Genomic DNA, 12,584 nt, shown 5'->3' with positions numbered 1-12,584 from the left:
AAGCAACTCATCAGGAAATAGCGTCGAACGACAGCGAATTTTTAATCAACGCCCAATGCGCCGCCTCGGCATCCCCAAGCTTCTCCGCCTTCACATAACTCAAGGCGATCATCTTGCGCGTGCCCGGTATCACCAAGGCCAGCTGGTACTGAAATACCTTGTCATTGCCCTTGTTGAATTGGCTGCGCAGCTCGATGCCTTCCACCTCCTGCGCGGCGCCCAAACGCACGTCCACACCCGGTTGATAGCGTAAATCCTGCACCTGTTTTTCCAGGCGCTGGAGCTGGTCGTTGAAGTTGCTGTGCAGGGTTTCGCCGTCAGCCAACAGGCTGCGGCTGACGATCAGGGATGTGCCCAACTCCGGGAACTTGAGGATATTGATCGTCGCGTCCTGCAACTCACTGGCGGGCAATTGGAACTGGAATTCGTTGATTCGGTACGTCATGGCAAACGGGTCTCGTCAGGAGCTTTTAGGCGCGGGGAAGGCGGCTTTGATATTGGCGTCGATGGCGCCTTTCTGGCCCTGGCCGTCGGGCGTGGCGCCAGGGCCGCCGCCGTTGTTCAGGTGCAGCACGCCGCCGGTATTGAACTCGGCATCGCCGCTGGCGTAGAAGCTGATTTGCACGCCGGTCAGGTTGATCTGCCCACTGGCGTTGAGCTCCAGGATGCTTTCACCGCAGACCAGGCGCAGGTTTTCGCCCACTTCGATGACATAGCTCTGGCTGATGCTGTCGGTCTTTCTCTGGCCCACCGAGAGGATGTCTTCCTGCTTGACGATGCGCAGGCGGTTGTTGCCGATGGTCACCGTCTCGTTATGGCCGATACTTTTATTGCGGTCGTGCCCGACGGAATGACTTTCATCCACCTCCACCACAATGTCCTGATTACGCTCGGCATGGATATACAACTGCTCCAACCCCTTCTTATCCTCCATGCGGATTTCATTGAAGTTGGCCGGCGTGCCGCCTTTGCTGGAGCGACTCTTCATGCCGCTCTGGGTCGCGTTCTCCGGCAGGTCGTAGGGCACCGTCTGCTCGGCGTTGTACACCCGCCCCGTAATGATCGGCCGGTCAGGATCACCTTCCAGAAAGCTCACAATCACTTCCTGGCCGATCCGTGGAATCTGCATCGAGCCCCAGTTCTTGCCGGCCCAGGATTGCGACACGCGGATCCAGCACGAGCTGTTTTCGTTGGATTGGTCGTGGCGGTCCCAGTAAAAGTGCACCTTCACGCGGCCGTACTGGTCGGTCCAGATTTCCTCGCCTTTGGGGCCAACCACCAATGCTGTCTGCGGGCCTTTGACGATGGGGCGGTGGGTGGTGGCCAGCGGGCGGAAGCTTTGCTGGGCGTCGATGCAGCTCAGGCTGCTTTCGAACTGCGCCGAACCCGAACCACCGCCGCTTTCCAGGCTTTCCTGGACGATGTAGTAGCGGCAGCCGACGATCAGGTATTCGCGGTTCTGGTCCTGGCGGCTGAAGCCGGTGAGGCTGAACAGGTGGCCGGAACCCAGGCCACGGGCATTGCCGGCGAACTCGACCTGTTCATGCAGGGTTTGCAGGGCTTCGATGCGGGTGCGCGCGTAGTGTTCGCCGTCGGCGCTTTGCACGTAGGTACCGGGGTAGTCGTACAGCGGATAGTCGCCGGCGGTGTGCGGGCGCGGCATGGCCGAACGCACGTCGATGCTGGCGCTGGGGCGCTGGAAGTCGTAGTCGTTGAGCTCCAGCGAGCCCGGCTGAACCTCCTGCGCCAGGTGCCAGTTGTGCATGTGGTCGCGTTCGCGCTGCTGCTCGTCCTTGGGGTAATACGGGATCGACGCATAGCCCGGCACCGTGGTGTGGGCGCCATAGGCGTCGGCCAGCACCAGCACATGGCGGTCCTGTTCATGGCGGAAGAAGTAGTAGATGCCTTCCTGTTCCATCAGGCGGCTGACGAAATCGAAGCTGGTCTCGCGGTACTGCACGCAGTATTCCCACTCGCGGTACGGCCGGCTCAGGGCGTCTTCGAAGTCGGAAAACCCCAGGTCGCGGAACACCTGCTTGATGATCTGCGGGATGCTCAGGTTCTGGAAAATCCGGCAGTCCGAGGTGCGAGTCAGCAGCCAGAACCACGGGCGCAGCGTCACCTGGTAACTGGCGAACTGGCCCTGGTCGATGTTCTGGCTGCAGCGCGCGACGATGCCGTGGAAGTGCCGCTCACCACCGTCCGCCAGTTGCAGACCGACGCTCATGGGCTTGCCGAGCAACTGGTTGAGGTCGATGTTGGCGTCCAGGGACGTCAGTTGCAGCTCATAGGTGAACAGGCGGCCCAGCTCTTCGCCGCCGCCCATTTCATTGAGCAGCAGCACATCCGGCCCGAGGGGGCTGGTGATCTTGGCCAGGCGTGAGGCTTGGTTGAATAGCATCGGTTAACCTGTAAATGACTAAATAACTGACGGAACCGGTTCGAAATGTGGGAGGGGGCAAGCCCCCTCCCACATTTGCATTGCATTCCAACAGTCGTTATTCGGCGTCGCTGAAGTCATAATGCAGCTCGTTATCCCGGCTGCTGATGCGCACACCCGCCAATGCCTTGCCTTCGAGCATGCGCGTGAGGAATTCACGGCTCATGTCCGGCAGCAGGCTGTTGGTGAGGATGGTGTCGATCATGCGCCCGCCGCTTTCGGTCTCGGTGCAGCGCGAGACGATCAGGTCGACCACCGCGTCGTCGTAGTCGAAGGCGACCTTGTGGGTCGTCTCCACGCGCTTCTTGATGCGGTTGAGTTGCAGGCGGGTGATCGCCTTGAGCATCTCGTCGCTCAGCGGGTAGTACGGGATCGTCACCAGGCGGCCGAGCAGGGCGGGCGGGAAGATCTCCAGCAGTGGCTGGCGCAGGGCCTTGGCGATTTCTTCCGGCTCGGGGATGTTCGCCGGGTCCTTGCAGACCTGGGAGATCAGCTCGGTACCGGCGTTGGTGGTCAACAGGATCAGGGTGTTCTTGAAGTCGATCACCCGGCCTTCGCCGTCTTCCATCACGCCCTTGTCGAACACCTGGAAGAAGATTTCATGCACGTCCGGGTGGGCTTTTTCCACCTCGTCCAGCAGCACCACGCTGTAGGGCTTGCGCCGCACCGCTTCGGTCAGCACGCCGCCTTCGCCGTAGCCGATATAGCCCGGTGGCGCGCCCTTGAGGGTGGACACCGTGTGGGCTTCCTGGAACTCGCTCATGTTGATGGTGATCACGTTCTGCTCGCCGCCGTACATGGCTTCGGCCAGGGCCAGGGCGGTTTCGGTCTTGCCCACGCCGGAGGTGCCGGCCAGCATGAACACGCCAATCGGCTTGCTCGGGTTGTCGAGGCCGGCGCGGGAGGTCTGGATGCGCTTGGCGATCATCTGCAGGGCGTGGTCCTGGCCGATGATGCGTTTTTTCAGGTGCTGGTCGAGGTTGAGCACGGTTTCCAGTTCGTTGCGGGCCATGCGGCCCACCGGGATACCGGTCCAGTCGGCGACCACCGAAGCCACGGCCTGGTAATCCACGGTCGGCAGGATCAACGGGGTTTCGCCTTGCAGCGCGGTGAGGCGCTGTTGCAGGTCGACCAGTTGCGCACGCAATTCATCGTTGCCGCTGTCCACGACGCCGGCCTTTTCGCGCAGGGTTGCACGAGTGGCGAGCAGCTCATCCACCAGGGCTTTCTCTTCGGCCCAGCGGCTTTCCAGGGTCGCCAGGCGCTCACGCTCGGCGCTTAACAGGGCTTCGCTGTTGCTCTGGCGCGCACCAATGGCAATGCCGATGGCATGCTCGCGGGCGATGATTTGCAGCTCGGTTTCCAGGGCTTCGATGCGGCGGCGGCTGTCGTCCACTTCGGCCGGCACCGCGTGCAGGCTGATGGCGACGCGGGCGCAGGCGGTGTCCAGCAGGCTCACGGATTTGTCCGGCAGCTGGCGCGCCGGGATGTAGCGGTGGGACAGTTTCACCGAGGCTTCCAGGGCTTCGTCGAGGATCTGCACCTGGTGGTGCTTTTCCATGGTCGAGGCCACGCCGCGCATCATCAACAGCGCCTTGTCTTCCGACGGCTCGGCCACTTGTACCACCTGGAAGCGGCGGGTCAGGGCCGGGTCTTTCTCGATGTGCTTCTTGTACTCGGCCCAGGTCGTCGCAGCCACGGTACGCAGGGTGCCACGGGCCAGGGCGGGCTTGAGCAGGTTGGCCGCGTCGCCGGTACCGGCAGCGCCACCGGCACCCACCAGGGTGTGGGCTTCGTCGATAAACAGGATGATCGGCTTGGGCGAGGCCTGGACGTCTTCGATGACCTGGCGCAGGCGCTGTTCGAACTCGCCTTTCATGCTCGCGCCGGCTTGCAGCAGGCCCACGTCGAGGCTGCGTAGTTCCACATCCTTGAGTGCGGGCGGCACGTCACCGGCGACGATGCGCAGGGCAAAACCTTCGACCACGGCGGTCTTGCCCACACCGGCTTCACCGGTGAGGATCGGGTTGTTCTGGCGGCGGCGCATGAGGATGTCCACCAATTGGCGGATCTCTTCGTCACGGCCCACGATCGGATCGAGCTTGCCGCTGCGCGCTTGTTCGGTGAGGTCAACGGTGAAGCGCTTGAGGGCTTCCTGCTTGCCCATCGCACTCGGTGCCATGGCGCCGCTGGCCTCGCCCGGCACGGCGCCGGCATTGAAGCCGTCGCTGGCAGTCAAAGCGTTTTCCGGCGAATCACCGACGTATTCGTCAAACCGCTCGCTCAGGGCTTCGGCCTTGATCTTGTCGAACTCCGAGGACAAGCCCAGCAGCGCATGGCGCAGGCTTGGCGTCTTGAGGATGCCCAGCACCAGGTAGCCGGTGCGCACCTGGCTTTCGCCGAACATCAGGCTGCCGTACACCCAGCCGCGCTCCACCGCCTCTTCAACATGGGAAGACAAGTCAGTGATCGACGTCGAGCCACGCGGCAGGCGGTCCAGGGCTTCGGTGAGGTCTCGGGCCAGGCGCGCCGGCTCGACGTTGAACTGGCGGATGATGCGGTGCAGGTCCGAGTCCTGCAGTTGCAGCAACTGGTGGAACCAGTGGGCCAGTTCCACGTACGGGTTGCCCCGCAGCTTGCAGAACACGGTGGCGGCTTCGATGGCCTTGTAGGCCACGCTGTTGAGTTTGCCGAACAGTGCGGCGCGACTGATTTCACCCATGCTCTGGATTCCTTGAGGTGGTGGCTTGATCGGCGTAATGCCGGGCCAGGATTAGGTCGTTGGCATCAACCGCAGGGCAGCCGAGCCAGGTGTTGAAGCCCAGGCGGAACTGGCCATTGAGTTGCAGCGCCGGTACTTCGGGTTGTTGCAGAACCAGGTTCAAGTCCCAGTCCAATTCATGGCCCAGGTACTCGGCCACCCACGCCACCAGCTCGTTGAACGGCTGGCTGCCGGGCAGCATGCCCATGTAGTCGTCCAACTTGAGCGGGCCCAGGCGGATGCGGAATTTATGCTGGCGGTCCCACACGTGGCTGCCCAGGCAGAAGTCCACCCCCAGCTGGTGGGCGCTCACGCCCACGCGGCTGCGTTCGGGCAGTTCCAGCCATTGGCCGACGTATTCTTCGATCTCCACCGGCAGGCCGAAATACTCGCCGAGGATCGCCTTCAAACCGTCCGGGTAGCGGGTTTGTGCCGACAGGTGGCCGCTGTAGTGCAGCTTCGCCGTGTCCGGAATCAATCCTTGGTTAAGCAGGCTCGGCATGCCCCGGCCACTCAAGGCAGCGAGGCGTGCGGACCAGTAGTCATCGTCCGGGCGGTCGTGGCTGACCGTCGGCCGCGCCTCGGCCCAGGCCCGGTAAAACAGGCTCAGCAGGCGGTGGTGGAAGACATCCAGGAACTGCTTGCTGGTGCTGTCGGCGTTGTTGCGCTGGCGCTCGCGTACGTACTCGGTGATATGCAGCGGCAACGGGCCGTTGGGGCCACCCAGGCCGAAGAAGAACTGTTCCAGCCGCGCCGGTTTGCCGTCGCCACCGGGATCGACCGAGGCCAGGGTGGCCGGGGCGAAGGTGCAATCGGCCTGTTGCCCCAGACGCAACGGGTCATCCGCCAGGCGCAGGGAATGGCCCAGGCGCGGCAGCTCGGGCGATTCGCACTCGATACGCCGCAACGCCTGGAAGAAATCGTATTCCCAGGGCTCCTGATGCATCGCATCCAACGTACTCACAGGGTCGGACGACGCCCGGGCTTGGCTTTCCATCGCATGATCTCGCCGCGTTCGGTGGTACGGATCACCGTCTCGGTAAAACTGTTGATCGACACGTAGCGTGCCAGGAAGCGTTCCAGCACCGCACCGAGCAGGAACACGCCGGTGCCGCGAAACGCGTTTTCATCGAACTCCAAGGTAATTTCCAGGCCGCGGCCAAACACAATCGGGCCGGGCATCGGCAGGCGCCGGGTAACGGCCTTGCTGCTGACGTCGCGCAAGCCTTCGATCTGCAATTGCAGGGCCGCGTCATTGCTGTCGCCATACAGGCGCAGCAATTCGCGCAATGCCGCCGCGCCCTGGCCTTGCTCGCTCAGGGACAAATAGTTGAGCGACAGCTGGCTGATCAGGCGCCAGGCCTTGGCGTCATGGGCATGGCTGGCGCGTGGGCGGCTGGGCCCGGCGACGCAACGCACGGATAACACCGGCGCGCTGTCGGCCAGGGTGAAGTCGGTCTTGCCGTTGCCCACGCTCATGAACAACGGCAGGTCGCGGTTGGTGCACAGCGCGGTCACGCCGAGTTGGCGCAGGTCATGGCGATACGGCGCCTGGCGGCTGTCGACCAGACTGACAAAGGTTTCGCTGCCCACATAGGTGGAGCGCGGGCCGTTGCGGCGTTGGTCGCTGGACAGCACCCGCGGCTCGCGGCGCACGGTGTAGTACGCCTGGTCGCGGCCGTAACGGGATGGGTCGCGGACCGCATAGAACGGCAAAAAGGGCTGCTCTGGTCCGGTGCCATGGCCGGTGATGCCGCTCAACGAATGAATCTCGAAATCCATCGGCCGCGTGCGGTCGGCGATCACGTGGTGCTCGTTGACCCGGTCGGACAAGTGGATGCGGTCCACGCGCTTGGGGAACAGGTTGATCGCCGGGGTGCAGAACGGCAGGAACTGCGCCGCGCCGACGCTGCCTTCCAGGCTTGGCTCGTGACGGTCGAACAGCACGATCAGCTCCAGCTCCTGGCCGTCGCAACGCTTGACCGCGCGGCTCAGTTCGGCGAATTCGACGAACAGGAAACGGTGGGGCAGGGCGAAGTATTCCTGCAACAGGCGATAGCCCTGGAAGGCCCGCGCGACCACCGGCATGGCCGCATCGGCATCGTCGAAACCCCGCGAGCGCAGCGCGTCCTGGGGCAGGCGCTCGACCCAATCGCCACCGGGCTTGCGCGCAAACACCGCGCAGGCGTTGCCCAGCAGTTGTTCGTAAAGGCGGAACGGCTGCTCGTCGGCACCGCTGAGGTACAGCGGCAGGTTGTCCAGGTCGAGGCTGTTGAACGGCAATTCGGCGCCGGTACGCAGGGTCAGGCGCAAGCCGGCCTTGGCTTTCGGCTCACTGGCGGCCAGGCGCCCGAGCACGGCGGCGGGGTTGCCGAAGTACTCGGCGCTGCTGACCTGCAACGGCCACAACGTCACCGGGTGCGCGGTGCGGTACTCACAGCAGGTCTGGGTTTCGCGGCCCAGGGCGGCGCGCAATACGGTGTCGCGCGGCAGCGGAAAGCCGCTGGCCAGGGAGCCTTCATCGGGGTCGGTGTGCAATTGCACCACGGTCATCGATGGCGTCGGCGCCAGGTAGTGCGGGTAGGCGATTTCCAGGAGGTTGTGGGTGAAGGTCGGGTACTCGGCGTCGAGTTTGAGCTGTACGCGGGCAGTGAGGTAGGCAAAGCCCTCAAGCAGGCGTTCGACGTACGGGTCGGCGCAGTCCATACCGGACAGGGTCAGCCGACTGGCGATCTTCGGGTATTCCTTGGCGAACTCCGCCGCGCTTTCGCGCACGTGGTGCAGTTCCTGGTTGTACAGCTCCAGCAGGCGCGGGTTCATGGGCGCCTCCGCTGGTCGGCATTCACCACGCGCACATGGCCGGATTCCAGGTCGAGGTCGGTTTGCAGCAACAGGCGCAAGGGCACCGGCTGCGCCCACAGGTCGCCTTCGATCTCGAAACTCAGGGCGTTGTGATTCATCTCGCCATGGCCGACGCGGGCCTTCACCCGCAGGGTATGGCGCAGGATGCGCGGTTCAAAGGTGGCAATCGCCTGGTAGATCAGGGCTTCCAGGGCCTTGATGTCGACGCTGGAAACGCTGTTGCCGGCCAGCGCCGGCAGGCCGTAATTGACCACCGAGGTACCGGCCTGTGTGTGCAGCGTGGCATCGGCATCGAGCAACGACGTGGTATTGAGCAGCCACGCCAGGTCGCGCAGCACCGAGGCTTTCAATTGGGTCAGGGACAGCACGCGTTTATCGGCGCTTTCCTTGGGATTGGTTGGGTCGTCGTCGGTCAACCGGTCCAGCAGGGACGGTTGCAGACGGTCGCGGGAAGCGATTTCAGTTACCACCAAAGCAGCTCCACGGACGGGTTGCGAGAGGGACAAAAGGCTTGTGGCCGTGGCGTAAAGCCACAGCCACAAGCGCTATCAGTGCTATCAGCGCTTGGTGTTGGAACGGATGTTCCAGCCAAACTTGATCGCGCCGCCGTCTTTGGTGCCGTCGGCTTTCTGCGGCTGGTAGTCGACCATCACTTGGGCGAAGTTCAGGGTGACGTTTTCAGTCAGGCGGTCATCGCCGCCCGAACCGCCGGTGCTCAGGGACGTTACCAGCACTTCTTCCAGGTTGATCACCATGTACTCGACCTGGCTTTCGCCACCGGCCTTACGCACGGTCAGCTTGACCTTGTCGATGTGTTTGCCGCTGGCGCAGTGCATCATCAGGTTCGGCGAGGCCTTGTCGACGTACTTGGTCAGCGACAGGTCCTGGATGTTCACCTTGCCCGCGCCGCCGCCACCGCCAACGTGCATGTTGCCGGACTGGGCCATGCCCCAGCTCCAGTTCAGCACGTCGATTTCGTCCTTGTGGGCCTTGTCCATGGACTCGCCCTTGATGTCGCCGATCTTGATGAAAATATCAACAGCCATGTTTTCTCCCTGTGTGGCTCTTGCCACTGAATTTGAGTGACTCCAAATGGGCAGTGCTTTTGTGTGGTAGGGGGCTTGCCCCCGATGCAGGCACCTCGGTGTGTCAGTCACACCCCAGTGATGCTATCGGGGGCAAGCCCCCTCCCACAGAAGAGCCAGCTCATCCGTGGGTTAGGCGCTTTTCGCCGAAGGCAGCTTCGATACCAGGCGCAACGACACGGTCAGCCCTTCGAGCTGGTAGTGCGGGCGCAGGTAGAACTTGGAGTTGTAGTACCCCGGGTTGCCCTCGACGTCTTCCACGATCACCTCGGCGGCGGCCAACGGGTGCTGGGCCTTGGTGGTCTCGGTGGAGTGCGCCGGGTCACCGTCGACGTAGTTGAGGATCCAGTCCTGCAACCAGCGCTGCATCTCGTCCTTCTCTTTGAAGGAACCGATCTTGTCGCGCACGATGCACTTCAAGTAGTGCGCGAAACGGCAAGTGGCGAACAGGTACGGCAGACGCGCGGCCAGGTTGGCGTTGGCGGTGGCGTCGGGGTCGTCGTATTCGGCCGGCTTCTGCAACGACTGGGCGCCGATGAACGCGGCGAAGTCGGTGTTTTTCTTGTGCAGCAGCGGCATGAAACCGTTCTTCGCCAGTTCCGCTTCACGGCGGTCGCTGATGGCGATTTCGGTCGGGCACTTCATGTCCACGCCACCGTCATCGGTCGGGAACGTGTGGGCCGGCAGGTTTTCCACTTCACCGCCGGACTCCACGCCACGGATGCGCGAGCACCAGCCGTAGTGCTTGAACGAACGGTTGATGTTCACCGCCATCGCGTAGGCGGCGTTGGCCCAGGTGTACTTGGAGCTGTCGGCGCCGTCGGTGTTTTCTTCGAAGGCGAAGGCTTCCACCGGGTCGGTTTTGGCACCATAGGGCAGGCGCGCCAGGAAGCGCGGCATGGTCAGGCCGATGTAGCGCGAGTCTTCCGATTCACGCAGCGAGCGCCAGCCGGCGTATTCCGGGGTGGTGAAGATCTTGGTCAGATCGCGCGGGTTCGACAGTTCCTGCCACGAGCCCATGCCCATCACGGTCGGCGATGCCGCAGCAATGAACGGGGCGTGCATGGCGGCGCAGACTTTCGACAGCTCGCCCAGCAGTTCCACGTCCGGTGGCGACTGGTCGAAGTAGTAGTCGCCCACCAGGCAACCATAGGGTTCGCCGCCGAACTGGCCGTATTCTTCTTCGTACATCTTCTTGAAGAGCGGGCTCTGGTCCCACGCGGTGCCCTTGAATTTCTTCAGGGTCTTGTGCAGGTCCGGCTTGGAGATGTTGAGCACGCGAATCTTCAGCTGCTCATCGCTCTCGGTGTTATTGACCAGGTAGTGCAGGCCACGCCAGGCGCTTTCCAGCTGCTGGAAATCCTGGTGGTGGATGATCTGGTTGACCTGGGCGGTGAGCTTGGCGTCGATGGCGGCGATGATCGATTCGATCGATTTGATCGCGTCGTTGGACACCAGGTCGGTTTGCGCCAGGGCCTGTTCGGCCAGGGTGCGCACGGCGGTTTCCACGGCTTCGCGGGCACGCTCGGTCTTGGGCTTGAATTCCTGCATCAACAAGGATGCGAACTCGCTGGTTTCCTCGGTTGCACCCAGGCTCTGGGTGCCTTCGCGGGCGGTATTGTCAGTCATGATTACTGGTCCCCTGCAGGCTTAGGCGCACTGGCAAGTGCCTGGAGCAGTGCCGGGTCCTTGATCGCCTTCATGATGATTTCTTCAGCGCCAGTCTTGCCGTCCATGTAGGTCAGCAGGTTGGCCAGCTGGGTGCGGGCTTCGAGCAGTTGCTTGAGCGAGTCGACCTTGCGGGCCACGGCGGCCGGGCTAAAGTCGTCCATGCTTTCGAAGGTGATGTCCAGGCTCAGGTTGCCTTCGCCGGTCAGCTCGTTGGGTACGTGGAATGCCACGCGCGGCTGCATGGCCTTGAGGCGCGAGTCGAAGTTGTCGACGTCCACTTCAAGGAACTTGCGGTCGGCCACCGGCGCCAGAGGCTCGGCAGGCTTGCCGGCGAGGTCGGCCATCACACCCATCACGAAGGGCAGCTGGACCTTTTTCTCGGCGCCGTAGAGCTCGACGTCGTACTCGATCTGCACTCGAGGCGCGCGGTTGCGCGCGATGAATTTCTGAGAACTTTGCTTCGCCACGTTGCTGCTCCTGGTCGCTTGAGCGACGGTGTTGTTACTGCGCAGTCGAGTGGCTTACTCGCCGTCCGGGCCGCGCAGGTTTTCAAATTGGGACATCCCATCGGGAATCAGATTGCGCACGATGGCCGCGAAGTCGGCGTGCACAAGATGCTTGGCCCGGTTCAGCAACACCGGCAACGGGCTCGAAGGCTCGTGCCGGGTGTAATACGCAAGGATCTTGTCGAGGCTGCGCAGCACGTCATCACGGTTGCTGATGTCGCCGCTGGGGCGAGGTGCGGCGGGGGCAGCGGCGAAGTCCACCGAGGGGGCATTGTCGTCACTGACGGCCTCGGGTTCGCTGCTGGCAGCGCTGTTCGGAACAAACTGGTTGAGCACCTGCAGCGCCTGCTTGAGCGGTTGCTTCAACAGGCTGAGGTCCACGCCTTGGGCGGAACCCACCTGGTCGCTGACCTGCTGCTCGATGGCTTCGCAGGCGGCGCGTGCGGCGCTCAAGGCGTCGCGGGTGGCTTGCAGGTGTTCGGGGTCGCTGTCGAGGAACGCGGCGTTGAGCTGCTGGGCGCCGAGCTGTTCGTCGGGGAAACTCATCAGGCCGCTGGCATTCAGCGCGGCGCGCAGGCTCACAGGGCCGAAGGTGCGCGAGCGCGTGAGGATGCTTTCGCGCAGCAGACGAATGGTCGCATCGCTGGTCAGGCCGGAGAGGGCGTTGATGCGTACGGTGGGGTCGTTATCGTCGTCGGCATCCAGGCGCGGGTGCAGGTCGGCCCAGTATTCGCGCAGCAGCGCATTGATCAATGTGAGGACTTCAGCCAGCCCGGCCGCACCCTGGAGGGCGAGGGAGCTTTGCAACAGGAAATGGGTGATGCGCAGGTCTTTGCTGCGCTGCAGCAAGTCGAGGCTCTGCTGCTGGATGCTGCGCCATTCCGGCGGCTCGGCGGGCAGGATCGAATCGCCCATGCTGCGCTCGGGTTGGCCCTTGGCATCACGCTCCAGCTGGAGAAAATCCGCGTCATATTCCATGTCTTCGCCACAGGGCGAACTGGCGGAAACGGCGGTGAGCAGCAACGGCACATCCACTGAAATTGATCTCCCTATCGGCCCGTTGTTAGATGGCGGGCAATGCATGCATTAGTTGCACAAGGAACTTTGCATGTTTTCTTGGTCATATAAGCAAGATGCCACTAATGTGCCATCACTGGTATTCAAGAAGTTGTGCATTTTTGGTGTAGTACTTATGCCTTGTCAAGGTAAGCTATTCGCCCTCTGTGACAGATGTGCGGTGCTTAACAACCTGTGCGACT

The 12,584-nt window shown here is 62.9% G+C and carries 10 protein-coding genes; all 10 read right to left on the bottom strand.

Going from position 1 to position 12,584, the window contains the following annotated elements; all coding sequences use genetic code 11:
- Positions 1-10 precede the first annotated feature (10 nt).
- A complete protein-coding gene (locus tag B9N88_RS15430) occupies positions 11-445 on the bottom strand; it encodes a DcrB-related protein (protein ID WP_027608258.1) in 435 nt (144 codons plus the stop codon).
- A 15-nt stretch (positions 446-460) separates the two neighbouring features.
- Positions 461-2,401 (bottom strand): type VI secretion system Vgr family protein, encoded by a 1,941-nt coding sequence (locus B9N88_RS15425; RefSeq protein ID WP_027608259.1) that lies wholly within the window; start codon positions 2,399-2,401, stop codon positions 461-463.
- Between the two features lie 97 nt (positions 2,402-2,498).
- Positions 2,499-5,162, bottom strand: a complete 2,664-nt coding sequence (tssH, locus tag B9N88_RS15420; RefSeq protein ID WP_027608260.1) for a type VI secretion system ATPase TssH — start codon at positions 5,160-5,162, stop codon at positions 2,499-2,501.
- Positions 5,155-6,198 (bottom strand): type VI secretion system baseplate subunit TssG, encoded by a 1,044-nt coding sequence (gene tssG / locus B9N88_RS15415; protein ID WP_027608261.1) that lies wholly within the window; start codon positions 6,196-6,198, stop codon positions 5,155-5,157. The genes tssH and tssG overlap by 8 nt, the downstream gene beginning before the upstream one ends.
- Positions 6,162-8,021, bottom strand: a complete 1,860-nt coding sequence (gene tssF, locus B9N88_RS15410) for a type VI secretion system baseplate subunit TssF (RefSeq protein ID WP_027608262.1) — start codon at positions 8,019-8,021, stop codon at positions 6,162-6,164. Before tssF ends, tssG begins: the two co-directional genes overlap by 37 nt.
- Complete coding sequence (gene tssE, locus B9N88_RS15405; protein WP_027608263.1) at positions 8,018-8,533, bottom strand: type VI secretion system baseplate subunit TssE; 516 nt, start codon at positions 8,531-8,533, stop codon at positions 8,018-8,020. Before tssE ends, tssF begins: the two co-directional genes overlap by 4 nt.
- A gap of 87 nt (positions 8,534-8,620) precedes the next feature.
- Positions 8,621-9,109, bottom strand: a complete 489-nt coding sequence (locus B9N88_RS15400) for an Hcp family type VI secretion system effector (protein ID WP_015886558.1) — start codon at positions 9,107-9,109, stop codon at positions 8,621-8,623.
- A gap of 171 nt (positions 9,110-9,280) precedes the next feature.
- Positions 9,281-10,777 carry a type VI secretion system contractile sheath large subunit gene (gene tssC / locus B9N88_RS15395; protein WP_027608264.1) on the bottom strand — a complete coding sequence of 499 codons (1,497 nt, stop codon included), beginning with the start codon at positions 10,775-10,777 and terminating at the stop codon, positions 9,281-9,283.
- A 2-nt stretch (positions 10,778-10,779) separates the two neighbouring features.
- Positions 10,780-11,286 carry a type VI secretion system contractile sheath small subunit gene (tssB, locus tag B9N88_RS15390; RefSeq protein ID WP_017135823.1) on the bottom strand — a complete coding sequence of 169 codons (507 nt, stop codon included), beginning with the start codon at positions 11,284-11,286 and terminating at the stop codon, positions 10,780-10,782.
- Positions 11,287-11,340: 54 nt separating this feature from the next.
- Positions 11,341-12,360 (bottom strand): type VI secretion system protein TssA, encoded by a 1,020-nt coding sequence (gene tssA, locus B9N88_RS15385; RefSeq protein WP_027608265.1) that lies wholly within the window; start codon positions 12,358-12,360, stop codon positions 11,341-11,343.
- Between the last annotated feature and the right edge of the window lie 224 nt (positions 12,361-12,584).

It is taken from the genome of Pseudomonas sp. LAMO17WK12:I1, assembly GCF_900177315.1.
Lineage (GTDB): Bacteria > Pseudomonadota > Gammaproteobacteria > Pseudomonadales > Pseudomonadaceae > Aquipseudomonas > Aquipseudomonas marginalis.
The sequence above is the reverse complement of the archived record's forward strand: the minus strand, read 5'-3'. Positions and strand labels throughout refer to the sequence as shown.